The sequence below is a fragment of the Streptomyces sp. NPDC017520 genome (assembly GCF_044329855.1).
GTDB lineage: Bacteria > Actinomycetota > Actinomycetes > Streptomycetales > Streptomycetaceae > Streptomyces.
Map to the genome: position 1 here is coordinate 140,589 of NZ_JBIRKB010000008.1, position 24,865 is coordinate 165,453.

The window sequence follows — 24,865 nt, forward strand, 5'->3', positions numbered from 1 at the left end:
GGTGGACGCGCCGTAGCGCCGCTCAACCACCATCGAAGCTCAAGGGAGCAGGACGTGTCCCGTCAGGTGTTCCTCTACGACCCACCGGACCGATTCGTGGCCGGTACGGTCGGGCTGCCTGGCCGCCGTACGTTTTTCCTCCAGGCGTCCTCCCAGGGCAGGGTCACCAGCGTCGCCCTGGAGAAGGCCCAGGTCACCGCTCTCGCCGAGCGGATCGACGAACTGCTCGACGAGGTCGTACGCCGCACCGGGGGCAACTCCCCGGTGCCCGCGGTGGCCCCCACCGACGTCTCCGACACCGCGCCGCTCGACGTGCCCGTGGAGGAGGAGTTCCGGGTCGGCACCATGGCCCTGGCCTGGGACGGCGAGGAGCAGCGCATGATCGTCGAGGCGCAGGCCCTCGTCGAACTCGACGCCGGCTCCGAGGACGACCTCGCGGAAGCCGAGGAGAAGCTCCTCCAAGACGAGGAGAACGGCCCGCCGATGCTCCGTGTCCGGCTCAGCGGCGCCCAGGCCCGAGCCTTCGCCAAGCGGGCCCTGGACGTCGTCAACGCCGGCCGCCCGCCGTGTCCGTTGTGCAGCTTGCCCCTTGATCCGGAAGGACACGTATGCCCGCGCCAGAACGGATACCGTCGCGGAGCCTGACGGACGCGGACCTGCTCACCCTGCTCACCGAGGGCACGCTCACCGTCCTCGGGCAGGTCGGCGGGGCTTCCAACGCGGTGCTGCACTGCACGGTGGCGTACGAGGGCGAGGAGCGCACCTGCGCCTACAAGCCGGTCGCGGGGGAGCAGCCGCTGTGGGACTTCCCCGACGGGACCCTCGCCCAGCGGGAGGTCGCCGCGTACGAGATCTCCCGGGCGACCGGCTGGGACCTCGTGCCGCCGACCGTGCTGCGGGACGGGCCGTACGGGCAGGGCATGTGCCAGCTCTGGATCGACGGCCCCCCGGCCGACGAGGACGCCCCCGAGCTGCTGGCGCTCGTCGAGGGCGAGGAGCCAGGCGACGGCTGGAAGGCCGTGGGCTTCGCGGACGTGGGGGAGGGGAAGACCGCGCTGCTGGTGCACGCCGACGACGTCCGGCTACGGCGGCTCGCCGTGCTGGACGCGGTGATCAACAACGGCGACCGCAAGGGCGGACACCTGCTGCCCGCCCACGGCGGAAGGCTCTTCGGCATCGACCACGGAGTCACCTTCAACGCGGACGACAAGCTGCGGACCCTGCTCTGGGGCTGGGCGGGCGAGCCGCTGACCGAGGAGGCGCTGGCCGTGCTGGGCCGGCTCGCCGGCGAGCTGGCGCCGGGGGCCGCCCTCGCCACCCGGATGGCCGAACTCATCACACCGGCCGAACTGAAGGCCTTGCGGCAGCGGGTCGCCGGGCTGGTCAAGGGCGCCGTGCACCCGCGGCCGAGCGGCCAGTGGCCGCCCATTCCCTGGCCGCCGGTGTAGGAGCTCCGCGCGTCCGGGCCAGGCCGTACCGCCTGCCCCGGGCGCCACGCAAGAGGGCCTCTTCGGACAGGTTTCCGATGCCGGTTCGTATCCGGAAGCATCGTCCGGTTACGCTCATGACATGCATGCCTGGCCCGCTTCTGAGGTCCCCGCCCTGCCTGGCAAGGGCCGCGACCTTCGGATCCACGACACCGCGACCGGCGGACGGATCACCCTTGACCCCGGTCCCGTCGCCCGCATCTATGTCTGCGGCATCACGCCGTACGACGCGACCCATATGGGTCATGCGGCGACCTACAACGCGTTCGACCTCGTTCAGCGCGTGTGGCTCGACACCAAGCGGCAGGTCCACTACGTCCAGAACGTGACCGACGTGGACGATCCGCTGCTGGAGCGGGCCGTGCGCGACGGTCAGGACTGGACCGAGCTCGCGGAGCGCGAGACGGCGCTCTTCCGCGAGGACATGACCGCCCTGCGGATGCTGCCCCCGCAGCACTACATCGGAGCGGTCGAGGCGATACCGGGCATCGTGCCCCTCGTCGAACGCCTCCGGGACGCGGGCGCCGCCTACGACCTGGACGGCGACGTCTACTTCTCCGTCGACGCCGACCCGCACTTCGGCGAGGTCTCCGGCCTCGACGCCGAGGCGATGCGCCTGCTCTCCGCCGAACGCGGCGGCGACCCGGAGCGCCCCGGCAAGAAGAACCCCCTCGACCCGATGCTCTGGACGGCAGCCCGCCCGGGCGAGCCGAGCTGGGACGGGGCCTCCCTGGGCGAGGGTCGCCCGGGCTGGCACATCGAGTGCGTCGCCATCGCGCTCGACCACCTCGGCATGGGCTTCGACATCCAGGGCGGCGGCTCCGACCTCGCCTTCCCGCACCACGAGATGGGCGCCTCCCACGCCCAGGCGCTGACCGGCGAGCACCCGTTCGCCAAGGCGTACGTCCACGCCGGAATGGTCGGCCTGGACGGCGAGAAGATGTCCAAGTCGCGCGGCAACCTGGTCTTCGTCTCGACGCTGCGCCGAGACGGCGTGGACCCGGCGGCCCTCCGGCTCGCCCTGCTCTCCCGCCACTACCGGTCCGACTGGGAGTGGACCGACCAGGTACTGGCCGACGCCGTCGAGCGCCTCGCGCGCTGGCGGGCCGCCGTCTCGCGCCCCGACGGACCGTCCGCCGACGCGCTGGTCGAAGAGGTCCGCGAGGCCCTCGCGGACGACCTGGACAGCCCTGCGGCGCTCGCCGCGGTGGACCGCTGGGCCGCGCTCCAGGGCGCGGAGGGCGGCACGGACGAGGGTGCGCCCGGCGTCGTCTCGCGTACGGTCGACGCCCTGCTGGGCGTCGCGCTGTAGGACGGAACGCGACCTTCGGACATACGAACGGAGCGCCGCACGGGATCGTCTCCCGTGCGGCGCTCCGCCGTTCGCCACCGGCGCCCGGTCAGTCCTCGTCGGGGGTGTCCCCGGAGCCTTCGCCCGGGGCGTTCCCCGGCGTCTCGTCAGGGCCCTTGGCCCCCCGGTCGTCGGCGGCCCTACCCCGCCCCGGCTCCGGACGCGGCGGCTTCGGCGGGCGGGTGCGGCCGCTGGAGGGGTCGCGCAGATACGGCACGTCCCCGGACTCCGTCGCATGGCCGCCCGGCCCCTGCCCGGGGCCGCCGTCCCGCCGCCGCAGATAGCGCTCGAACTCCCGGGCGATGGCCTCGCCGGACGCCTCGGGAAGCTCCGCGGTGTCCCGCGCCTCCTCCAGCGTCTGCACGTACTCGGCGACCTCGCTGTCCTCCGAGGCCAGCTGGTCCACCCCGAGCTGCCAGGCCCGTGCGTCCTCGGGCAGTTCGCCCAGCGGGATCCGCAGCCCGATCAGGTCCTCCAGACGGTTCAGCAGGGCCAGCGTCGCCTTCGGGTTCGGCGGCTGCGACACATAGTGCGGGACCGCCGCCCACAGGCTGACCGCGGGCACCCCGGCGTGGGTGCACGCCTCCTGGAGGACCCCGACGATGCCCGTGGGCCCCTCGTACCGCGTCTCCTCCAGGTCCATCGTCCGCGCCAGGTCCGCGTCCGAGGTGACCCCGCTCACCGGCACCGGCCGGGTGTGCGGGGTGTCGCCGAGCAACGCGCCCAGGATGACGACCATCTCGACGCCCAGCTCATGGGCGAAGCCGAGGATCTCGTTGCAGAACGACCGCCAGCGCATGGACGGTTCGATGCCGCGCACCAGGACCAGGTCCCGGGGCTTCTCCCCGCCCACGCGCACCACGGACAGCCGCGTCGTCGGCCAGGTGATCTTCCGCGTACCGCCGTCCAGCCACACCGTGGGCCGGTTGACCTGGAAGTCGTAGTAGTCCTCGGCGTCCAGCGCCGCGAACACCTCGCCCTTCCACTCCCGGTCCAGATGACCGACCGCTGTGGAGGCGGCGTCCCCGGCGTCGTTCCAGCCTTCGAACGCGGCCACCATGACCGGGTCGATCAGCTCGGGCACCGACTCGAGCTCGATCACCCGGGCCTCCTTCCGATGTCTCCATACGTACGGAGCAACCTTACGGCGTCCGGGGGGCCCCGCCGCAGCCCTCTTGCACGGCCGGGTGAACCTTGCCACCGGGAGTGGATCATCGGGCGGATCAGTGCATCATGGCCCCCGCGACCGCGCCGACGGGGCGGCTCCCCCGGGGAGCCGCCCCGTCCTCGTACGTGTGGGTCAGTCCCTTTCGGCCAGCAGCCTCTCGACGCCGGCGCGGACGTCTCCCGTCGCCAGGCCCCGGATCGTCAGCGTGGTCCGGCGGCGCAGCACGTCGTCCGCCGTCTCGGCCCACTCGTGGTCCCGGGCGTAGGCGACCTGCGCCCAGATCTCCGGGGCGTCCGGGTGGACGCGCTCGGCCAGCTCCGGGTTCTCGTTCGCCAGCCGGGCGATGTCGAAGGCGAGCGAACCGTAGTGCGTGGCCAGGTGCCGGGCGGTGTCCGGCGCCATCCGGGGGCCGGGTGTGCCGCCGTCGATCAGCAGCCGGTGCGCCACCGCGTTCGGGTTGGCGATACCGGGCAGCGGGAGTTTCCGCGGCAGCCGGTTCATCGGCTCCATGTCCTCGGCCAGCGGGTGCCCGGGCAGGGCGGCCAGCTTGTTCATGACGGTGCGGCCGATGTGGCGGAACGTCGTCCACTTGCCGCCGGCGACCGACAGCATCCCGCCGCGGCCCTCGGTGACGACCGTCTCGCGCTTGGCCTTGGAGGTGTCGCCGGGACCGCCGGGCAGCACCCGCAGACCCGCGAAGGAGTACGTGATCAGGTCACGCGACAGCTGCTGGTCCTTGATCGAGAACGCCGCCTCGTCGAGGATCTGCGCGGTGTCCGCCTCGGTCACCGAGACGTCCGCCGGGTCGCCCTCGTACTCCTCGTCCGTCGTGCCGAGCAGCAGCATGTCCTCCCACGGCAGGGCGAACGTGATCCGGTACTTGTCGATCGGGGTGGCCAGCGCCGCCCGCCACGGCCGGGTCCGCCTGAGGACCAGGTGCGCGCCCTTGGACAGCCGGATGGAGGGGGCCGCGTTCGGGTCCTCCATCTTCCGCAGGTGGTCGACCCAGGGGCCGGTGGCGTTCAGCACGAGCCGGGCGGTGACGCCGAACTCGGTGCCGTCCGTGCTGTCCTTCAGGTCGGCGCCCGTGACCCGGCCCCGGGTGAAGCGCAGTCCGGTGACCGCCGCGTGGTTCAGGACGACCGCGCCCGCGTCGACGGCCGCGCGGACCGTCATCAGCGCCATGCGGGCGTCGTTCATCTGGTCGTCGCCGTAGACCGCGACGGCCTTCAGGTTGTCGGTGCGCAGCTCGGGGACGTCGCGCTGCGCCTTGGCCGGGGAGATGACATGGCCGACGCCGTCGCCGAACGCGGAGAGCGCGGAGTAGGCGAAGACGCCGGCGCCGAGCTTGGCCGCGCCGTGCGGGCCGCCCTTGTAGACCGGCAGGTAGAAGGTGAGCGGGTTGGCCAGGTGCGGGGCCACCTCGCGGGAGACCGCGCGGCGCTCGAAGTGGTTCTCCGCGACCAGCTTGACCGCACCGGTCTGGAGGTAGCGCAGACCGCCGTGGAGGAGCTTGGAGGAGGCGGAGGAGGTGGCGCCGGCGAAGTCGCCGGCGTCCACCAGAGCCACCCGCAGCCCGGACTGCGCGGCATGCCAGGCGGTGGAGATGCCCAGGATGCCGCCGCCGATGACCAGGAGGTCGTACGTGGCCCGGGACAGCTGGTCCCGGGTCTCGGCGCGGCTCGGCAGCGAGCCGGAGGCCGGGTGCGTTCCGAGGGCGGGAACGCTCTGCAGGGTGGTCATGGTGATGCTCCTCGTCAGCTTTCTTCGTCCTCGACCCAGCCCATGGTCCGTTCGACGGCCTTGAGCCAGCTCTTGTACTCGCGGGCACGGGTGTCCGCGTCCATGCGGGGTGTCCACTCGGCGGCCCGGCGCCAGTTGGCGCGCAGCGCGTCGGTGTCCGGCCAGAAGCCGACGGCCAGGCCGGCGGCGTAGGCGGCGCCGAGGCAGGTGGTCTCGGCGACCATGGGGCGCACCACCGGCGCGTCCAGGAAGTCGGCGAGCGTCTGCATCAGCAGGTTGTTGGACGTCATGCCGCCGTCGACCTTGAGCGCGGCCAGCTCGACGCCGGAGTCCTTCGTCATGGCGTCGCTGATCTCGCGGGTCTGCCAGGCGGTGGCCTCCAGGACGGCACGGGCGATGTGCGCCTTGGTGACGTAACGGGTGAGACCGGTGATCACCCCGCGGGCGTCGGGGCGCCAGTAGGGGGCGAAGAGGCCGGAGAAGGCGGGCACGAAGTACGCGCCGCCGTTGTCCTCGACCGAGGAGGCCAGCGTCTCGATCTCGGCGGCCGACTTGATCAGGCCCATCTGGTCGCGCATCCACTGCACCAGCGAGCCGGTGACCGCGATGGAGCCCTCCAGCGCGTACACCGGGGGTTTGTCCCCGATCTGGTAGCCGACGGTGGTGAGCAGCCCGTTGTACGAGTTCACCGGGGTGGATCCGGTGTTCATCAGCATGAAGGTGCCGGTGCCGTACGTGGACTTGGCCTCGCCCTCGGCGAAGCAGGTCTGGCCGAAGAGCGCCGCCTGCTGGTCGCCGAGCGCGGAGGCGACGGGGATGCCGTCGAGGATGCCGCCCTTGGCGTGGCCGTACACCTCGGCGGAGGAGCGGATCTCGGGGAGCACCGCCGCCGGGATGCCGATGGAGGAGAGGATCTTCTCGTCCCACGCCATGGTGTGCAGGTTCATCAGGAGGGTGCGGGAAGCGTTGGTGACGTCGGTGACGTGCACCCCGCCGTCGGTACCGCCGGTCAGGTTCCAGATGACCCAGGAGTCCATGGTGCCGAAGAGGATGTCGCCGGCCTCGGCGCGCTCGCGCAGCCCCTCGACGTTGTCGAGCAGCCAGCGGACCTTGGGGCCGGCGAAGTACGAGGCGAGCGGCAGCCCGGTCTCGCGGCGGAACCGGTCCTGGCCCACGTTGCGGCCGAGCTCCTTGCAGAGCGCGTCGGTGCGGGTGTCCTGCCAGACCAGCGCGTTGTGGACCGGCTCACCGGTGTGCTTGTCCCACATCAGCGTGGTCTCGCGCTGGTTGGTGATGCCGATCGCCTTGACGTCGGCGGAGGTGATCCCGGCCTTGACGATGGCCCCGGCGACGACCTCCTGGACGTTCTCCCAGATCTCGGTCGCGTCGTGCTCGACCCAGCCCGGCTTCGGGAAGATCTGCTCGTGCTCCTTCTGGTCGACGGAGACGATCCGGCCGTCCTTGTCGAAGACGATGCAGCGGCTGGAGGTGGTGCCCTGGTCGATGGCCGCGATGAACGGCCCGGTGCCGTGGGTGCCGGTGGTGTGTGCGTCGGTCACGGTGTGCTCCCGGAAGTCTGTGGAGTGAAGAGGTGCGGCTGGGACTTCGGTGTCTACGCGAAGGCGAGGTTGTAGAGCCCGCCGGCGAGTGCGCCGCCGATGAGCGGGCCCACGATGGGTACCCACGCGTAGCCCCAGTCCGAACCACCCTTGTTCGGCAGCGGCAGCAGGGAGTGCACGATGCGCGGACCGAGGTCGCGGACCGGGTTGATGGCGTAGCCGGTCGGGCCGCCGAGCGAGAGGCCGATGGAGACGACGACCAGGGCGGTGATCAGCGCGCCGAGCGTGCCGAGGCCGTTGCCCTCGTCGTTCAGGCCCTGGGTCAGGATCGCCAGGACCAGCACGACGGTCGCGACGATCTCGGTGATCACGTTCTGTACGCCGTTGCGGATCTCGGGGCCGGTGGAGAAGATCCCGAGCACCGGGCCGGCCTTCGGGGCGGCGGCCCGGTCGACCATGCCCTCGTCGGTGGACGTGGTCGCGATGATCTCCGGGTCGGTCAGATGCGCGTGGAACTGGCCGTAGTAGACCGCCCAGACGAGCAGGGCGCCGATCATCGCGCCGAGCAGCTGCGAGCCGAGGTAGAGGGGGACGTCGCCCCAGGCGGTGCCGCCCTCGATGGCGAGGCCGACCGTGACCGCGGGATTGAGATGGGCGCCCGATACGCCGCCGGCGAGATAGGCGCCGGTCAGCACGGCGAAACCCCACCCGAAGGTGATGGCCAGCCAGCCCGCGTCACGGGCCTTCGAGCTCTTCAGCGTGACGGCGGCACAGACACCGCCGCCGAGCAGGATGAGTACGGCGGTACCTATGGTCTCGCCGATGAATATGTCGGAGCTGGACACCCGCGACTCCTTTGTCCTTCGTCCAGGGGAGAGCGGAGCACCGGTCCCGCCGGTGTTCCGCGCCCCAGATGGGTATCCACGAAGCGTGGGCAGCCCATCTGTAAGGGCTTGACCGGCCCTTGGCACCGTCACACCCTAACGCGTATTGCCGTTAGGCGTTCGACAATGCCGACCGTTGAACGGCAGTGTTTCCCCCGAGTGAAGGAAGCGTCAAGGGTTATGTGGTCCACGACTCGGTGCGCGACGCGATCGTTACCGCGACGGACCGGGACGGCCCGGGCGCCCCGGGGCGCGAGCGGGCGCGGGTCGGTACGGAGTGCCGGAAGGGGCGGGACGGGCCGTGGAAGGCTCAGAAGCGGCCGGCGCCCAGATCCCGGGAGACCGCGCGGGCGCAGTCGCGCACGGCCGCGATCAGCTCGGGGCGGAGACTGCCGCCCGGGGCCACCCGCTCCACCGCGCCCGTCACGGCGACCGCCCCGACGGGCATCCTGCGCCGGTCGTGGATGGGGGCGGCCACCGCGGCCACACCCTCCCAGGTCTCCTCGGCGTCGGCGGCCCAGCCCTGGGCCCGGATCAGGTCGAGCATCGACTCGAAGGCGTCGGCGGCGGTGACGGTGCGGCCGGTGAAGGAGCGGCGCTCCGCCTCCATGACCTCGCTGTGGGCCACCGGGTCGTACGCGGACAGCACCTTGCCCAGCGCCGTGGAGTGCAGCGGCTGCATGGCCCCGACCTCCAGCACCTGGCGGCTGTCGTCGGGCCGGAAGACGTGGTGGACGATGAGTACGCCGTGCTGGTGCAACACCCCGAGGTGCACGCTCTCGCCGCTGGAGCGGGCCAGGTCGTCCGTCCAGACCAGGGCGCGCGCCCGCAGCTCGTGGACGTCCAGATAGCTGTTGCCCAGCCGCAGCAGTTCCGCGCCCAGCTGGTAGCGGCCCGACGCCGCGTCCTGTTCGACGAAGCCCTCCAGTTGGAGCGTGCGCAGAATGCCGTGCGCGGTGCCCTTGGCCAGCCCCAGCGAGGAGGCGATGTCGGAGAGCCCGAGCCGGCGCTCGCCGCCCGCCAGCAGACGCAGCATCGCGGCCGCCCGCTCCAGCGACTGGATGTTCTTGGCCATCGCGCCGTACTCCTCCACCTCGGTTCGACAATGCTGAACACTATCGGTCGATGCCGACCTGCGCCGGACTCCGGGAGAAAGTCTCCGCCACCGGGCCGCACCCGCCGCACCCGCACAGCATGCAGTCCGTCCCATGGACGCCCCCTACGGTCCCGGGCGGTGTCCGGCTAGGCTGGCGAGGTGCGCCTTCCCCCAAGAAGGACGCAAAGCCGACAGCCGTCGCATCCCTGGGAGATCATCCATGGCCTCGTTGCCGACATCCGCCGCCGACAGCCGGACCCGCGCAGACGCGCTCCGAGAGGCACTCGCCACCCGTGTGGTGGTGGCCGACGGGGCGATGGGCACCATGCTCCAGGCACAGGACCCCACGCTGGAGGACTTCGAGAACCTCGAAGGCTGCAACGAGATCCTGAACGTCACCCGGCCCGACATCGTGCGCTCGGTCCACGAGGAGTACTTCGCGGTCGGCGTCGACTGCGTCGAGACGAACACCTTCGGCGCGAACCACTCCGCCGCGAACGAGTACGAGATCGCCGACCGGATCTTCGAGCTCTCCGAGTCCGGCGCGCGAATCGCCCGTGAGGTCGCGGACGAGTTCGCGCAGAAGGACGGCCGGCAGCGCTGGGTCCTCGGCTCGATCGGCCCCGGCACCAAGCTGCCCTCGCTCGGCCACATCACCTACGACGTCCTGCGCGACGGCTACCAGAAGAACGCCGAAGGCCTCCTCACCGGCGGCTCCGACGCGCTGATCGTCGAGACCACCCAGGACCTGCTGCAGACCAAGTCCAGCATCATCGGCGCGCGCCGGGCGATGGACGCCCTCGGCGTCCACGTGCCGCTGATCTGCTCCCTCGCCTTCGAGACGACCGGCGTCATGCTGCTCGGCTCCGAGATCGGCGCCGCCCTGACCGCCCTGGAGCCGCTGGGCATCGACCTGATCGGGCTGAACTGCTCGACCGGCCCGGACGAGATGAGCGAGCACCTGCGCTACCTCGCCCGCCACTCCCGTACGCCCCTGATGTGCATGCCCAACGCCGGCCTGCCCGTCCTCACCAAGGACGGCGCGCACTTCCCGCTCGGCCCCGACGGTCTCGCCGACTCCCAGGAGCACTTCGTCCGGGACTACGGCCTCTCCCTCATCGGCGGTTGCTGCGGTACGACGCCGGAGCACCTGCGTAAGGTCGTGGAGCGGGTCCGCGGGCTCACGCCGACCGAGCGGGACCCGCGCCCCGAGCCCGGCGCGGCCTCGCTCTACCAGACCATCCCCTTCCGCCAGGACACCGCCTACCTGGCGATCGGGGAGCGCACCAACGCCAACGGCTCCAAGAAGTTCCGCGAGGCCATGCTGGAGGCCCGCTGGGACGACTGCGTGGAGATGGCCCGCGACCAGATCCGCGAGGGCGCGCACATGCTCGACCTCTGCGTCGACTACGTGGGCCGTGACGGCGTCGCCGACATGGCGGAGCTGGCCGGCCGCTTCGCGACCGCCTCCACCCTCCCGATCGTGCTGGACTCCACCGAACTGCCCGTGCTCCGCGCCGGCCTGGAGAAGCTCGGCGGCCGGGCCGTGCTGAACTCGGTGAACTACGAGGACGGCGACGGCCCCGAGTCCCGCTTCGCCCAGGTCAGCGCCCTGGCCTCCGAGCACGGCGCCGCCCTGATCGCCCTCACGATCGACGAGGAGGGCCAGGCCCGTACGGTCGAGCACAAGGTCGCCATCGCCGAGCGGCTGATCGAGGACCTCACCACCAACTGGGGCATCCACGAGTCGGACATCCTCATCGACACCCTGACCTTCACCATCTGCACCGGTCAGGAGGAGTCCCGCGGTGACGGCATCGCCACCATCGGAGCGATCCGCGAGCTGAAGAAGCGCCACCCGGACGTCCAGACCACGCTGGGCCTCTCCAACATCTCCTTCGGCCTGAACCCGGCCGCCCGCGTCGTGCTGAACTCCGTCTTCCTGGACGAGTGCGTCAAGGCGGGTCTGGACTCCGCGATCGTGCACGCCTCGAAGATCCTGCCGATCGCCCGGCTGGAGGAGGAGCAGGTCAAGGTCGCCCTCGACCTGATCTACGACCGCCGCGCCGAGGGCTACGACCCCCTCCAGAAGCTCATGGAGCTGTTCGAGGGCGTCAACATGAAGTCGATGAAGGCGGGCAAGGCCGAGGAGCTGATGGCCCTCCCGCTGGACGAGCGCCTCCAGCGCCGCATCATCGACGGAGAGAAGAACGGCCTGGAGGCCGACCTGGACGAGGCCCTCCAGGACACCCCGGCCCTCGACATCGTCAACAACACGCTGCTGGAAGGCATGAAGGTGGTCGGCGAGCTGTTCGGCTCCGGCCAGATGCAACTGCCGTTCGTGCTCCAGTCCGCCGAGGTCATGAAGACCGCGGTGGCCCATCTGGAGCCGCACATGGAGAAGACCGACGACGACGGCAAGGGCACGATCGTGCTCGCCACCGTCCGCGGCGACGTCCACGACATCGGCAAGAACCTCGTCGACATCATCCTCTCCAACAACGGCTACAACGTCGTCAACCTCGGCATCAAGCAGCCCGTCTCCGCGATCCTGGAAGCCGCCGAGGAACACCGCGCCGACGTGATCGGCATGTCCGGCCTCCTGGTGAAGTCGACGGTGATCATGAAGGAGAACCTCCAGGAGCTCAACCAGCGCAAGATGGCCGCCGACTTCCCCGTCATCCTCGGCGGCGCCGCGCTGACCAGGGCCTACGTCGAGCAGGACCTGCACGAGATCTACGAGGGCGAGGTCCGCTACGCCCGCGACGCCTTCGAAGGCCTGCGCCTCATGGACGCGCTCATCGGCGTCAAGCGCGGCGTGCCCGGCGCGGTCCTGCCCGAGCTCAAGCAGCGCCGAGTGCCCAAGAAGGACATCGACACCGCGGTCCTGGAGGTCGAGGAGCCCGAGGGCTCGGTGCGCTCGGACGTCTCCACCACCAACCCCATCCCCGAGCCGCCGTTCCGGGGCACCCGCGTCATCAAGGGCATCCCGCTCAAGGACTACGCCTCCTGGCTCGACGAGGGCGCGCTGTTCAAGGGCCAGTGGGGCCTCAAGCAGGCCCGGACCGGCGACGGACCGACGTACGAGGAGCTGGTGGAGACCGAGGGGCGCCCGCACCTGCGCGGCTGGCTCGACCACCTCCAGTCCAACAACCTGCTGGAAGCAGCCGTCGTCTACGGCTACTTCCCCTGCGTCTCCAAGGGCGACGACCTGGTCCTCCTCCACGAGGACGGCTCCGAGCGCACCCGCTTCACCTTCCCGCGCCAGCGCCGCGGCCGCCGCCTCTGCCTCGCCGACTTCTTCCGTCCCGAGGAATCCGGCGAGACCGACGTCATCGGCCTCCAGATCGTCACCGTCGGCTCCCGGATCGGCGAGGCCACCGCCGAACTGTTCGCCGCCAACTCCTACCGCGACTACCTGGAGCTGCACGGCCTCTCCGTCCAGCTCGCCGAGGCGCTCGCCGAGTACTGGCACGCCCGGGTCCGCAGCGAGCTGGGCTTCGCCGGGGAGGACCCGGCGGACGTCGAGGACATGTTCGCGCTGAAGTACCGCGGCGCGCGGTTCTCGCTCGGTTACGGGGCGTGCCCGGACCTGGAGGACCGGGCGAAGATCGCCGACCTCCTCCAGCCGGAACGCATCGGCGTACACCTCTCCGAGGAGTTCCAGCTCCACCCGGAGCAGTCCACCGACGCCATCGTCATCCACCACCCCGAGGCGAAGTACTTCAACGCGCGGTAACCCCGTATTCCCGCCGCGGCCTCGTGCCCTTCGCGCACCGCGGCCGGACACGTCGTACACTGGTCGGTCCAGTGCAGGCCGGTCGCCCTCCCGTTTTCCGGGAATGGCGGCCGGCCTTCTCGTCCCTTACGGAAGGTGTGCCGGATGACCAGTACGGTCCCCGCGTCCTTGACCCGCACGGCCGAAGGCGCCGCCCTGCAGGCGGTCCTTCTCGACATGGACGGAACCCTGGTCGATACCGAGGGCTTCTGGTGGGACGTCGAGAAGGAGGTCTTCGCAGGCCTCGGGCACCGGCTGGACGAGGCCTGGCGGGACGTGGTCGTCGGCGGGCCGATGACCCGCAGCGCCGGCTACCTCATCGACGCCACCGGCGCCGACATCCGGCTGGACGAGCTGACCGTGCTGCTCAACGACGGATTCGAGAAGCGCATCGAGCGCGGGGTGCCGCTGATGCCGGGCGCCGAGCGGCTGCTCGCCGAGCTGGCCGCTTACGAGGTGCCCACCGCGCTCGTCTCCGCCTCCCACCGCCGGATCATCGACCGGGTGCTGGAATCGGTGGGCCGCCACCACTTCGCGCTCACCGTCGCCGGGGACGAGGTCGCCCGGACCAAGCCCCACCCCGAGCCCTACCTCACCGCGGCCGCGGGCTTCGGCGCCGATCCCTGGCGCTGCGCCGTCATCGAGGACACGGCGACCGGGGTGGCCGCTGCCGAGGCCGCCGGCTGCCGGGTCGTCGCCGTGCCCTCCGTCGCCCCGATCGCGCCCGCGGCCGGACGCGTGGTCGTCGGCTCCCTCGAAGAGGTCGACCTCGCCTTCCTGCGCAAGCTCATCACCCAGGCGGGCGGAACGGGCTGACCCGCACCGGGCGTGCGCCCGCGCCCGCCGCGCAGTTGTGAACGAACAGCGGATTTTCTGGTCGTCCCCGTGTGCGTTCCGGCAACGTTCCGTGGATGTGGATCAGTTGCGGGGTGCGTCTGTGAAGAGGTCCGGCAGGTGACCTTCCTCACCTGGAGGTCTCCGGAGGGCTGCCGAGATCGGGTGAGCTGTCCTTAATGGTGGTCGTATGTCATCCCACCCGGTCGCGGGAGACGCGGGTGCCGTCCGCCGGACGGTCAAAGGCATCACCGGTGGCTACTAGCTTTGATTCCTCACCTGCCGGGATGAGGGAGAACGTCCAGATGAACCGCAAGACCCTGGTGCTGCCGGCCGTCGTCGGCCTGCTCGCCCCCGTGCTCGCCGCCTGCGGCAGCACGGACAGCGGCGCCGGTGGCAACGGAGCCATCGTCGTCGGCACCACGGACCAGCTCGTGGCCTCCAAGGAGAACCCCGCGCCGCTCGACCCGGCCATCGGCTACGAGGCGGGCGTCTGGAACGTCCTGCGGCAGACCGTGCAGACCTTGACCACGGTGCCGAGCGGCGGCGGGGAGCCGGTGCCCGAGGCCGCCCGCAGCTGTACCTTCACCGACACCGCGAACGAGAGCTACCGCTGCACCCTGCGGGCGGGCCTCACCTTCGCCGACGGGGCGCCCGTCACCGCCGAGGACGTGAAGCACTCCATCCAGCGCGTCATCGACATCGACGCGGACAGCGGGCCGGTCGGACTCCTCGCCAACATCGACATGATCGAGACCAAGGGCGACGACCAGGTGATCTTCCACCTGAACGCGCCCGACGCGACCTTCCCGTACAAGCTCGCCACCCCCGCCGCCGGCATCGTCCCGAAGGCGCAGTACCCGGCGGAGGAGGGCCGCACCGGCTTCCAGGTGAACGGCTCCGGCCCGTACACCATGAAGCCGCGGGTCGAGGACGGCCGGGTCGTCGAGATCGCCTTCACCAAGAACCCCTCGTACAAGGGCGAGCTGAAGGTCCTCAACGACAAGGTCGAGATGGAGCTGTTCCCCGACGCCGAGGCCATGGGCAGGGCGCTCGACGAGGAGAAGATCCACATGATGACCCGGGCGATGTCGCCCCAGCAGGCCCGCGACCTGCTCGTGGAGCCGGAGGAGGGCATCGAGCTCACCGAGCTGCCCGGCCTGGCCATCAGCTACCTCGGGTTCGACACCAAGGACCCCGCGGTCAGCAAGCCCGTCCGGCAGGCCATCGCGCAGATCGTCGACCGGGGCGCGATCGCGGGCAAGGTGTACGGCACCACCGCCGAACCGCTCTACTCCCTGATCCCGTCCAGCATCGCCGGGCACACCAACGCCTTCTTCAACAAGTACGGCGAGCCCAGCACCGCCAAGGCCCGGGCCATCCTCGACGACGCCGGGATCAAGACGCCGGTGAAGTTCACCCTGCACTACACCAGCGACCACTACGGCCCGGCCACCGCCGAGGAGTTCAAGGCGATCCAGCAGCAGCTGAACAGCTCGGGCCTCTTCGACGTCTCCGTCCAGGGCAAGGAGTGGTCGCAGTACCGCCCCGAGCAGAAGCGCGGCGACTACGCGGCCTACGGCATGGGCTGGTTCCCCGACTTCCCGGACCCGGACAACTACACCGCGCCCTTCCTGGACGAGAACAACTTCCTCAACTCGCCCTACCGCTCGCGCGAGGCTCAGGAGGTCCTCATCCCGCGGTCCCGCCGCGAGACCGACCGCACCGCCGCCGGCGCCACCTACGAGAAGCTCCAGGACATCGTCGCCACCGATGTTCCGGTGCTGCCGATCTGGCAGGGCAAGCAGTACGTGGCCTCCCGCGACGGGATCGCCGGTGTGGAGCGTTCCGTCAGCGCCACCTCCGAACTCCAGCTCTGGGAGCTCAACCGGCCCAGCGTCTGAGACCCGACCGGAAAGCCGTCCGGCCCGTCCCCCTCCTGTTTCAAGGGCGGGGACGGGCCGGACGGCTTCGTCGTGTGCGTGTGCGTGTGCGTGTGCGTGTGCGTGTGCGTGCGTGTGGCGCGGGGCCGCTACTGCGCGCCGGGACGCACCAGCCCGCTCTCGTACGCGTACACCGCGGCCTGCACCCGGTCCCGCAGGCCCAGCTTCGTCAGCACATGGCCCACATGCGTCTTGACCGTCGTCTCGCTGACGAACAGATCCGCCGCGATCTCCGCGTTGGACAGGCCCCGCGCCACCAGCTTCAGCACCTCGACCTCACGGTCCGTCAGCGTGTGCAGCGCGTCCGGCACCGGGTCCTCACCGGACGGCAGGTGGTCCGCGTACTTGTCCAGCAGCCGACGCGTGATGCTCGGAGCGAGCATCGCCTCGCCCGCCGCCACCACCCGGATCGCCTGCACCAGCTCCGCCGCCGGAGCGTCCTTCAGCAGGAAGCCGCTCGCCCCCGCGCGCAGCGCCTCCACCACGTACTCGTCGAGATCGAAGGTGGTCAGCACCAGCACCTTCGCCGGGCCGTCCTTCCCGGGACCGGTGATCTGACGCGTGGCCTCCACGCCGTCCATCCGCGGCATCCGGATGTCCATCAGCACCACATCGGGCTGCAGCGCCCGCACCTGATCGATGGCCTGCAGACCGTCACCGGCCTCACCGACCACCGCCAGATCGCCTTCGGCCTCCAGAATCATCCGGAAACCGGTGCGCAGCAGAGGCTGGTCATCGACCAGAAGGACGCGGATCGCCACAGGAACTCCTTAAGGGCCCTCAAGGGCCACGGCACGGCCGGCCTCGGCCTGGACCGGTCCCATTCTGCCCTGGCCATCCTCACCCGAATCCGCAGGGCGGACCGACAGCGGGTATACCGGGGGAGTCCCGCCGAATTCCGGACACACCGCCTGGTGGTCGCACCAGCCGCACAGCTTCGTCGGCCGGGGCCGCCAGTCACCGGTCTCCGTCGCCAGCGAGATCGCCTCCCACAACGCCAGCAGCTTGCGCTCCACCCGCTCCAGGTCCGCCACCACCGGGTCGTACGTCAGCACGTCCCCGCTCCCCAGATAGACCAGCTGGAGGCGGCGCGGCACCACGCCCTTCAGCCGCCAGATCACCAGCGCGTAGAACGTCATCTGGAACAGCGGACCGTCGGAATACTCCGGCCGCGGCGCCTTCCCCGTCTTGTAGTCGACGATCCGGACCTCGCCGCTCGGCGCGACGTCCACCCGGTCGATCACCCCGCGCAGCCGCAGCCCCGACTCCAGCTCCGTCTCGACGAACAGCTCACGCTCCGCCGGCTCAAGACGCGTCGGGTCCTCCAGCGAGAACCACCGGTCCACCAACCGCTCCGCCTCACCCAGCCAGCGCGTCAGGCGCTCCCCCTCGGTATCCCCGGCGAACAGCCCGCTCAGCTCCGGCTTCGACTCCAGCAGCCGGTCCCACTGGCCGGGAATCAGCGCGCGCGCCCGCGGCGCCGTCCGGTCGGCCGCCGGTGCGTCGAAGAGCCGCTCAAGCACCGCATGGACCAGCGTGCCGCGGGTAGCCGCCTCGCTGGGCTTCTCCGGCAGCTTGTCGATGACCCGGAAGCGGTAGAGCAAGGGACACTGCATGAAATCGCTCGCCCGCGACGGCGACAGGGACGAAGGCGGCTGGGGCGGCCGCGGCACGGAAGTCATGTCTCCAGACCCTACGGCCCGCCACTGACAGCGAGCGGCATACCATCGACGGCAGACCCTCGCACACTGCATGATCGTGGCAAACGCCACTCACCGAACCGAAGGGACCCCGTGGACGACAGCGGCGACAGCGGGCGGCCGCAGCCCGGCGCAGGGGGAACGGCCCCCGGCGCCGATCCCGACAACGGCAAGCCGAGACGCCCCGCCGAGCCGGGCGGCGGCCTGCTCATGGGCCGGCCCTTCGGCGTGCCCGTCTACGTCGCCCCCAGCTGGTTCGTCGTCGCCGCGCTGATCACCTGGGTGTTCGGCGGCCAGCTCGACCGGGTGCTGCCCGAGCTGGGCGCCGCCCGCTACCTCGTCGCCCTGTTCTTCGCCATCGCCTTCTACGCCTCCGTACTCGTCCACGAACTGGCCCACACGGTCGCCGCGCTGCGCTACAAGCTCCCGGTCCGCCGCATCCAGCTCCAGTTCTTCGGCGGCGTCTCGGAGATCGAGAAGGAGAGCGAGACACCCGGCCGCGAGTTCGTCCTCGCCTTCGTCGGACCGCTGCTGTCCCTGGTCCTCGGCGGCGTCTTCTACGGCGCGATGCAGTTCGTCGAGCCCGGCACCGTCCCAGGCGTCCTGGTCGCGGGCCTGATGATCTCCAACCTCATCGTGGCCGCCTTCAACCTGCTGCCCGGCCTGCCGCTGGACGGCGGCCGGATGCTCCGCGCCGTCGTCTGGAAGATCACCGGCAAGCCCATGAGCGGCACCATCGCCGCCGCCTGGGTCGGCCGCGGCCTCGCCGTCGTCGTCCTCGTCGGACTGCCGCTGCTCACCCACACCGGAGCACTCGGCGGCACCGCCCAGAACATCGGCGGCGTCGAGACCGTCATGGACGCGCTGCTCGCCGCGATCCTCGCGGGCATCATCTGGACCGGCGCCGGGAACAGCCTGCGCATGGCCCGCCTCCGCGAGCACCTGCCCGACCTCCGGGCCCGGACCCTGACCCGCCGCGCCGTCCCCGTCGAGTCCGCCACCCCGCTCTCCGAAGCGCTGCGCCGGGCCAACGAGGCGGGTGCCCGCGCCCTGGTCGTCGTCGACGGACAGGGCAACCCCAAGGGCGTCGTCCGCGAGGCCGCCATCGCCGGAGTCCCCGAACACCGCCGCCCCTGGGTCGCCGTCAGCGGCCTCGCCCAGGACCTCACCGACGGCATGAAGGTCCCAGCCGAACTGGCCGGCGAAGCCCTCCTGGACCGGCTCAAGGCCACCCCCGCCACCGAGTACCTGGTCGTCGAGGAGACCGGCGAGATCTACGGAGTCCTCTCCACCGCCGACGTGGAGCGCGCCTTCGTCAAGGCCATGGCCCGCCCCGGCGCCTGACAGCCCTCCCGGACGGTCGACGGCCGCGGCCCGCGCGGTCGGCGGCCCTGGAATCACCGGTAGGCTGGTCACATGTCTGAACCGACCGGTGCCGCCCGCCGACGTGGGCCCTTCAAGGTCGGGGACCAGGTACAGCTCACCGACCCCAAGGGCCGCCACTACACCTTCACGCTCGAAGCCGGAAAGAACTTCCACACCCACAAGGGTTCTTTCCCGCACGACGAGCTGATCGGTGCTCCCGAGGGCAGTGTTGTCCGCACCACGGGAAACGTCGCCTATCTCGCGCTGCGCCCCCTGCTCCCCGACTACGTCCTGTCCATGCCCCGCGGCGCCGCCGTGGTCTACCCCAAGGACGCCGGCCAGATCCTGGCCTTCGCCGACATCTTCCCCGGCGCCCGCGTCGTGGAGGCCGGGGTCGGGTCCGGCTCGCTCAGCACCTTCCTGCTGCGCGCCATCGGCGAGCAGGGCATGCTGCACTCCTACGAGCGCCGCGCGGACTTCGCCGAGATCGCCCAGCAGAACGTCGAGCGCTACTTCGGCTCACCGCACCCGGCCTGGCAGCTGACCGTCGGGGACCTCCAGGACAACCTCTCCGACACCGACGTCGACCGCGTCGTGCTGGACATGCTCGCCCCCTGGGAGTGCCTGGAGGCGGTCTCCAAGGCGCTGGTGCCCGGCGGCATCCTCTGTGCCTACGTCGCCACCACCACCCAGCTCTCGCGCACCGTCGAGTCCATCCGCGAGATCGGCTGCTTCGCCGAACCGCAGCCCTGGGAGTCGATGATCCGCAACTGGCACGTGGAGGGCCTCGCCGTCCGCCCCGACCACCGGATGATCGGCCACACCGGCTTCCTGGTCACCGCCCGCCGCCTCGCGGACGGCGTCGAGCCGCCGCTGCGCCGCCGCCGCCCGTCCAAGGGCGCCTACGGCGAGGACTACGACGGACCCGGCAGCCAGAGCCGCGGGGGCTCCGCCGCCGACCGCGGCTGACCCGTCCAACGCACCGGCGCCGCCGCGCGGTTCCCCGACCGACCGGGGGACCCGCGCGGCGGTGCCTTTTCGTTGCCCCGCCGTTCCGCCCGGATGTGAGGTGTGGCACGATGCTGGCCACCCCTCAGGGGGTTCCCACCCCTCACCGGGCTTCCAGGAACCATCAGGAGACAGACCGCGTGCAGACCCCCGCGCTCCCGGACCTCGCCCACACCGCCGCCAAGCCGGTGCACTGGCTCGCCACGGCCGCGGCGATGGCCGGGGTCGTCGCACTGGCCGGGCTGCTCCAGCCCCGTACGGCCACCGCGACCGCCACGGCCCCCGAGCAGCGGACCACGACACAGCACGGCACCCCCGCGCCCGCTCCCGACCCGGCCGGCGTGGAGTTCCCGCTGGAGTGCGGCGGCGCCGGGACGACCGTCGCGAAGAAGGCCTCCGGGGACCTCGACGGCGACGGACGGCCGGAAACCGTCGCCGTGGTGCACTGCGCCGCCGGATCGGGGACCCCGCCCGGCGGCATCTACGTCCTGACACGGAGCAGCGGGGCCGCACCCCGGGTCGTGGCGACCCTGGTGGACCCCGCTGACAGGAAGACCGTCGGGGACTTCGCCGTACGCGACGGCCTCGTCTCGGCGACCCTGCTCGGCTACTCCTCGCTCGACGTGCCCCGCTGCTGCCCCGACCAGGAGGAACAGGCCTCCTGGCGGTGGAAGGGAAAGGCGTTCGTCCGCGCCTCCGGGGACCTCGCGCGCAGCGTCTGAACGCGCTTCGCGGCGCTCCGGCCGACGAGGGGGCGCGAGCGCCCGTACCGGCTAGTCGGCGTCGGGTCCGTACACCTCGACGCTGTCCTTGACGCGCCGCACGTGGATGCAGTCCCCGGGGCACTCCTTGGCCGAATCGACGACGTCCTGGAGGAGCGGCAGCGGCACCGGCGTGGTCGCCCCCGGGCTCTGCAGTAGCTCGTCGTCGCCGCTCTTCACATAGGCCAGGCCGTCGATGTCCAGCTCGAAGACGTCGGGGGCGTACTGCACACAGATGCCGTCCCCCGTACAGAGTTCCTGGTCGATCCAGACCTCCAGGTCCTGCGTGTCACTGTCGCCCGGCGAGTCCTGCTGCACGGTCATGTGTCCTGCCGTTCCTGCGTATCTGAACCAATTGGAGCCAGCCCTGACGGGTGTTGAACAGTTCGACGATACAACCGGCGGCTTTCCGGTGGCGAAGGGTGGGTATTCCCTTGACGTGAGGGAGAGCGCAAGGGTGAAGATCGGACACGCCCCGCAGTCTTTGTGATCTAGGGGTTTCAATCACCACCCACCCAGGTAGGGTCAGGAAGCGTCCAGCTCCCCATGGAGGAGGTGAGGACCGTGGCAGCCCACGACGACGACATCAACCGCGGCACCCGGCCCGCGCGAGGGTCAGAGGACCCTGCCGGCCAGGTTGCCTATCTCGAGCAGGAGATCGCCGTCCTGCGACGTAAGCTCGCCGACTCTCCGCGTCACTCGAGGATTCTCGAAGAGCGGATCGTCGAGTTGCAGACGAACCTGGCAGGCGTGTCCGCGCAGAACGAGCGGCTCGCCAACACGCTCCGTGAGGCGCGTGACCAGATCGTGGCCCTCAAGGAGGAGGTCGACCGGTTGGCGCAGCCGCCGGCCGGCTTCGGCGTCTTCCTGCAGGCCAACGAGGACGGCACCTGCGACATCTTCACCGGGGGCCGCAAGCTCCGGGTGAACGTCAGCCCCAGTGTCGAGCTCGATGACCTCCGGCGTGGCCAGGAGGTCATGCTCAACGAAGCGCTCAACGTGGTCGAGGCCATGCAGTTCGAGCGCGCCGGGGACATCGTCACCCTCAAGGAGATCCTCGAGGACGGCGAGCGCGCCCTGGTGGTCGGGCACACCGACGAGGAGAGGGTGGTGCGGCTCGCCGAGCCGTTGCTGGACATCACCATCCGCTCCGGCGACGCCCTGCTCCTGGACTCCAGGTCGGGTTACGTCTACGAGGTGGTCCCCAAGAGCGAGGTCGAGGAGCTCGTCCTCGAAGAGGTCCCGGACATCGACTACGACAAGATCGGCGGCCTGGGCGACCAGATCGAGCTGATCCGCGACGCGGTCGAGCTTCCGTACCTGCACCCCGACCTCTTCAAGGAGCACGAGCTCCGCCCGCCGAAGGGCATCCTGCTCTACGGTCCGCCCGGCTGTGGCAAGACCCTCATCGCCAAGGCCGTCGCCAATTCGCTCGCCAAGAAGGTCGCCGAGGTCACCGGGCAGCCCACGGGGAAGAGCTACTTCCTCAATATCAAGGGCCCCGAGCTCCTCAACAAGTACGTCGGCGAGACCGAGCGGCACATCCGCCTGGTCTTCCAGCGTGCGAGGGAGAAGGCGAGCGAGGGCACCCCCGTCATCGTCTTCTTCGACGAGATGGAGTCCCTCTTCCGTACCCGCGGCAGTGGCGTCAGCTCGGACGTGGAGAACACCATCGTCCCGCAGCTGCTCGCCGAGATCGACGGTGTGGAAGGCCTGGAGAACGTCATCGTCATCGGCGCCTCCAACCGCGAGGACATGATCGACCCCGCCATCCTGCGACCCGGCCGTCTCGATGTGAAGATCAAGATCGAGCGTCCGGACGCCGAGGCGGCGAAGGACATCTTCGCGAAGTACCTGACCCCGGGGCTCCCGCTGCACGCGGACGATCTGGCCGAGCACACCGGCTCCCGGCCGGCCGCCGCCCACGCCATGATCCAGTCGGTCGTGGAGCGGATGTACACGGAGTCCGAGGAGAACCGCTTCCTGGAGGTCACGTACGCCAACGGCGACAAGGAAGTCCTCTACTTCAAGGACTTCAACTCCGGCGCGATGATTCAGAACATCGTCGACCGGGCGAAGAAAATGGCCATCAAGGCATTCCTGGAACAGGGCCAGAAGGGACTGCGGGTCGCTCATCTCCTGCAGGCCTGCGTGGACGAGTTCAAGGAGAACGAGGACCTGCCGAACACGACCAACCCGGACGACTGGGCCAGGATTTCCGGCAAGAAGGGTGAGCGGATCGTCTTCATCCGCACACTCGTCACCGGAAAGCAGGGCGCGGACACCGGCCGTTCCATCGATACGGTGGCCAATACCGGCCAATACCTGTAGTACACGGACCGGCTGCGGAAGCCCCCAGGGGCCTCCGCAGCCGGTTTCATTCCCCCGTTCCGGCCGTGCCGGAGCAATGTCGTAATGGAGCTCCCCACCGGCGCAGAGGCGCTCTAGGCTCTGCGGTACCGCCGAGTCGCGCAGTGCGGTGACGGGCACCGCACACGCACCGGACACAGCAGCGGTACTTGAGCGTCGTCCCCGGAGGGGGCCGACGCCGGGCAAGGAGGGCCGCATGACCGTACGGCGAGTAATGGGCATCGAGACGGAGTACGGGATTTCCGTCCCCGGCCACCCCAACGCCAATGCCATGCTCACCTCGTCCCAGATCGTCAACGCCTACGCGGCGGCGATGCACCGGGCGCGCCGCGCCCGCTGGGACTTCGAGGAGGAGAACCCGCTGCGTGACGCGCGAGGCTTCGACCTCGCCCGGGAGACCGCCGACTCCAGTCAGCTGACCGACGAGGACATCGGCCTGGCCAATGTCATCCTCACCAACGGCGCCCGGCTGTACGTCGACCACGCGCACCCCGAGTACAGCTCCCCGGAGATCACCAATCCGCGCGACGCGGTGCTCTGGGACAAGGCCGGGGAACGGATCATGGCGGAGGCGGCCGAGCGGGCGGCCGCCATCCCGGGCGCGCAGCCGATCCACCTCTACAAGAACAACACCGACAACAAGGGCGCCTCCTACGGCACGCACGAGAACTACCTCATGCAGCGGGAGACGCCGTTCTCGGACATCGTGCGCCATCTGACGCCGTTCTTCGTCTCGCGCCAGGTCGTCACGGGCGCGGGCCGGGTCGGCATCGGCCAGGACGGCAACGAGCACGGCTTCCAGATCAGTCAGCGCGCCGACTACTTCGAGGTCGAGGTCGGGCTGGAGACCACGCTCAAGCGCCCCATCATCAACACCCGGGACGAGCCGCACTCCGACGCCGAGAAGTACCGCCGGCTCCATGTGATCATCGGCGACGCCAACCTCTCGGAGATCTCCACCTATCTCAAGCTCGGCACCACGTCCCTGGTGCTGTCCATGATCGAGGACGCCTTCATCAACGTCGACCTCGCGGTCGACCAGCCCGTGCGCACCCTGCACCAGGTCTCCCACGACCCGGACCTGCGGCAGCTGATCACGCTCCGCAGCGGCCGGACACTCACCGCGGTCCAGCTCCAGATGGAGTACTTCGAACTGGCCCGCAAGTACGTCGACGAGCGGTACGGCGCGGACGCCGACGAGCAGACCAAGGACATCCTGACCCGCTGGGAGGACACCCTCAACCGGCTGGAGACCGATCCGATGAGCCTGGCGGGCGAGCTGGACTGGATCGCCAAGCGGGAGCTCATGGAGGGCTACCGCCGCCGTGACGCGCTGGACTGGGACGCGCCCCGGCTGCACCTGGTGGATCTCCAGTACGCGGACGTGCGGCCCGACAAGGGCCTCTACAACCGCCTGGCGGCCCGGGGGAAGATGAAGCGCCTCCTGGACGAGGACGAGGTTACCAGGGCCCGCACGAAGCCCCCGGAGGACACCAGGGCCTACTTCCGGGGGCGCTGCCTGGAGCAGTACGCCGACGACGTCGCGGCGGCCTCGTGGGACTCGGTGATCTTCGACCTGCCGGACCGCGACTCCCTGCAGCGGGTGCCCACTCTGGAGCCGCTGCGCGGCACCAAGGAACACGTCAAGGACCTGCTGGACCGCTGCCGGACGGCGGAGGAGCTGGTCCGGGTGCTGTCGGGCGGCTGAAAGGCCCTCGGGCTGGGAATCAATCACCTGAGGCGCGGGCGTTGCATCAACTACCGGGTCAAATGTCGGACCCCGTGGGTAGGGTCTGATCAAGAGCTTCGATTGCTTCG

19 protein-coding genes are annotated in these 24,865 nt (G+C 70.4%); 11 read left to right on the forward strand and 8 right to left on the reverse strand.

What is annotated here, in order from left to right; all coding sequences use genetic code 11:
- The first annotated feature begins 54 nt into the window (after positions 1-54).
- The 3 genes from ACH4KB_RS20680 to mshC all read left to right on the forward strand — a co-directional run bounded on the left by ACH4KB_RS20680 (position 55) and on the right by mshC (position 2,799).
- Positions 55-645 carry a DUF3090 domain-containing protein gene (locus ACH4KB_RS20680; RefSeq protein ID WP_018959545.1) on the forward strand — a complete coding sequence of 197 codons (591 nt, stop codon included), beginning with the start codon at positions 55-57 and terminating at the stop codon, positions 643-645.
- Positions 609-1,448 (forward strand): SCO1664 family protein, encoded by an 840-nt coding sequence (locus ACH4KB_RS20685; protein ID WP_398067342.1) that lies wholly within the window; start codon positions 609-611, stop codon positions 1,446-1,448. The genes ACH4KB_RS20680 and ACH4KB_RS20685 overlap by 37 nt, the downstream gene beginning before the upstream one ends.
- A gap of 121 nt (positions 1,449-1,569) precedes the next feature.
- A complete protein-coding gene (gene mshC / locus ACH4KB_RS20690) occupies positions 1,570-2,799 on the forward strand; it encodes a cysteine--1-D-myo-inosityl 2-amino-2-deoxy-alpha-D-glucopyranoside ligase (protein WP_398067343.1) in 1,230 nt (409 codons plus the stop codon).
- A gap of 88 nt (positions 2,800-2,887) precedes the next feature.
- Here the strand turns inward: mshC and ACH4KB_RS20695 are convergent, their stop codons facing one another.
- The 5 genes from ACH4KB_RS20695 to ACH4KB_RS20715 form a co-directional block, all read right to left on the reverse strand.
- A complete protein-coding gene (locus tag ACH4KB_RS20695) occupies positions 2,888-3,940 on the reverse strand; it encodes a PAC2 family protein (RefSeq protein WP_398067344.1) in 1,053 nt (350 codons plus the stop codon).
- A 198-nt stretch (positions 3,941-4,138) separates the two neighbouring features.
- Positions 4,139-5,749 carry an FAD-dependent oxidoreductase gene (locus ACH4KB_RS20700; protein WP_398067345.1) on the reverse strand — a complete coding sequence of 537 codons (1,611 nt, stop codon included), beginning with the start codon at positions 5,747-5,749 and terminating at the stop codon, positions 4,139-4,141.
- A 14-nt stretch (positions 5,750-5,763) separates the two neighbouring features.
- Positions 5,764-7,308 (reverse strand): glycerol kinase GlpK, encoded by a 1,545-nt coding sequence (gene glpK / locus ACH4KB_RS20705; protein ID WP_398067346.1) that lies wholly within the window; start codon positions 7,306-7,308, stop codon positions 5,764-5,766.
- 53 nt (positions 7,309-7,361) lie between these two features.
- Positions 7,362-8,153 carry an MIP/aquaporin family protein gene (locus tag ACH4KB_RS20710; RefSeq protein WP_398067347.1) on the reverse strand — a complete coding sequence of 264 codons (792 nt, stop codon included), beginning with the start codon at positions 8,151-8,153 and terminating at the stop codon, positions 7,362-7,364.
- Positions 8,154-8,502: 349 nt separating this feature from the next.
- Positions 8,503-9,267 (reverse strand): IclR family transcriptional regulator, encoded by a 765-nt coding sequence (locus ACH4KB_RS20715; RefSeq protein ID WP_398067348.1) that lies wholly within the window; start codon positions 9,265-9,267, stop codon positions 8,503-8,505.
- A gap of 241 nt (positions 9,268-9,508) precedes the next feature.
- Here ACH4KB_RS20715 and metH point away from each other — a divergent pair, with 241 nt between their 5' ends.
- The 3 genes from metH to ACH4KB_RS20730 all read left to right on the forward strand — a co-directional run bounded on the left by metH (position 9,509) and on the right by ACH4KB_RS20730 (position 15,804).
- Complete coding sequence (gene metH, locus ACH4KB_RS20720; protein WP_398067349.1) at positions 9,509-13,027, forward strand: methionine synthase; 3,519 nt, start codon at positions 9,509-9,511, stop codon at positions 13,025-13,027.
- A gap of 144 nt (positions 13,028-13,171) precedes the next feature.
- Positions 13,172-13,882: an HAD family hydrolase gene (locus ACH4KB_RS20725; protein ID WP_398067350.1), complete on the forward strand. Its 711-nt coding sequence runs from the start codon at positions 13,172-13,174 to the stop codon at positions 13,880-13,882.
- A gap of 323 nt (positions 13,883-14,205) precedes the next feature.
- Positions 14,206-15,804 carry an ABC transporter substrate-binding protein gene (locus ACH4KB_RS20730; protein ID WP_398067351.1) on the forward strand — a complete coding sequence of 533 codons (1,599 nt, stop codon included), beginning with the start codon at positions 14,206-14,208 and terminating at the stop codon, positions 15,802-15,804.
- 128 nt (positions 15,805-15,932) lie between these two features.
- Here ACH4KB_RS20730 and ACH4KB_RS20735 read toward each other — a convergent pair whose 3' ends face one another.
- Together ACH4KB_RS20735 and ACH4KB_RS20740 are read right to left on the reverse strand one after the other, a co-directional pair.
- On the reverse strand, positions 15,933-16,604 hold the full coding sequence (locus ACH4KB_RS20735) for a response regulator transcription factor (RefSeq protein ID WP_003970158.1): 672 nt from the start codon (positions 16,602-16,604) through the stop codon (positions 15,933-15,935).
- A gap of 9 nt (positions 16,605-16,613) precedes the next feature.
- Complete coding sequence (locus ACH4KB_RS20740; protein ID WP_398067352.1) at positions 16,614-17,459, reverse strand: RecB family exonuclease; 846 nt, start codon at positions 17,457-17,459, stop codon at positions 16,614-16,616.
- 177 nt (positions 17,460-17,636) lie between these two features.
- Between ACH4KB_RS20740 and ACH4KB_RS20745 the strand changes: the two genes are divergently transcribed.
- The 3 genes from ACH4KB_RS20745 to ACH4KB_RS20755 all read left to right on the forward strand — a co-directional run bounded on the left by ACH4KB_RS20745 (position 17,637) and on the right by ACH4KB_RS20755 (position 20,638).
- Positions 17,637-18,887, forward strand: coding sequence for a site-2 protease family protein (locus ACH4KB_RS20745; protein ID WP_398067353.1), 1,251 nt, complete (start codon positions 17,637-17,639; stop codon positions 18,885-18,887).
- A gap of 72 nt (positions 18,888-18,959) precedes the next feature.
- Positions 18,960-19,877, forward strand: a complete 918-nt coding sequence (locus ACH4KB_RS20750) for a tRNA (adenine-N1)-methyltransferase (RefSeq protein WP_398067354.1) — start codon at positions 18,960-18,962, stop codon at positions 19,875-19,877.
- 179 nt (positions 19,878-20,056) lie between these two features.
- Positions 20,057-20,638, forward strand: coding sequence for a hypothetical protein (locus tag ACH4KB_RS20755; RefSeq protein WP_398067355.1), 582 nt, complete (start codon positions 20,057-20,059; stop codon positions 20,636-20,638).
- A 51-nt stretch (positions 20,639-20,689) separates the two neighbouring features.
- Here the strand turns inward: ACH4KB_RS20755 and ACH4KB_RS20760 are convergent, their stop codons facing one another.
- A complete protein-coding gene (locus ACH4KB_RS20760; RefSeq protein WP_398067356.1) occupies positions 20,690-21,001 on the reverse strand; it encodes a ferredoxin in 312 nt (103 codons plus the stop codon).
- A gap of 240 nt (positions 21,002-21,241) precedes the next feature.
- On the opposite strand from ACH4KB_RS20760, the gene arc reads away from it, so the two are divergent.
- Both arc and dop read left to right on the forward strand, forming a co-directional pair.
- Entirely contained in the window at positions 21,242-23,008 is a 1,767-nt protein-coding gene (gene arc / locus ACH4KB_RS20765; protein ID WP_398067357.1) for a proteasome ATPase, read from the forward strand.
- A gap of 235 nt (positions 23,009-23,243) precedes the next feature.
- On the forward strand, positions 23,244-24,755 hold the full coding sequence (dop, locus tag ACH4KB_RS20770; RefSeq protein WP_361327925.1) for a depupylase/deamidase Dop: 1,512 nt from the start codon (positions 23,244-23,246) through the stop codon (positions 24,753-24,755).
- The last annotated feature ends 110 nt before the right edge of the window (positions 24,756-24,865 follow it).

Bases quoted from the DNA above. Each gene is read 5' to 3' on its own strand.
- ACH4KB_RS20685 (WP_398067342.1), top strand. From the start codon at position 609: ATGCCCGCGCCAGAACGGATACCGTCGCGGAGCCTGACGGACGCGGAC.
- mshC (WP_398067343.1), top strand. From the start codon at position 1,570: ATGCATGCCTGGCCCGCTTCTGAGGTCCCCGCCCTGCCTGGCAAGGGC.
- ACH4KB_RS20700 (WP_398067345.1), bottom strand. From the start codon at position 5,749: ATGACCACCCTGCAGAGCGTTCCCGCCCTCGGAACGCACCCGGCCTCC.
- ACH4KB_RS20715 (WP_398067348.1), bottom strand. From the start codon at position 9,267: ATGGCCAAGAACATCCAGTCGCTGGAGCGGGCGGCCGCGATGCTGCGT.
- metH (WP_398067349.1), top strand. From the start codon at position 9,509: ATGGCCTCGTTGCCGACATCCGCCGCCGACAGCCGGACCCGCGCAGAC.
- ACH4KB_RS20725 (WP_398067350.1), top strand. From the start codon at position 13,172: ATGACCAGTACGGTCCCCGCGTCCTTGACCCGCACGGCCGAAGGCGCC.
- ACH4KB_RS20730 (WP_398067351.1), top strand. From the start codon at position 14,206: ATGAACCGCAAGACCCTGGTGCTGCCGGCCGTCGTCGGCCTGCTCGCC.
- ACH4KB_RS20740 (WP_398067352.1), bottom strand. From the start codon at position 17,459: ATGCAGTGTCCCTTGCTCTACCGCTTCCGGGTCATCGACAAGCTGCCG.
- ACH4KB_RS20750 (WP_398067354.1), top strand. From the start codon at position 18,960: ATGTCTGAACCGACCGGTGCCGCCCGCCGACGTGGGCCCTTCAAGGTC.
- ACH4KB_RS20760 (WP_398067356.1), bottom strand. From the start codon at position 21,001: ATGACCGTGCAGCAGGACTCGCCGGGCGACAGTGACACGCAGGACCTG.
- dop (WP_361327925.1), top strand. From the start codon at position 23,244: ATGACCGTACGGCGAGTAATGGGCATCGAGACGGAGTACGGGATTTCC.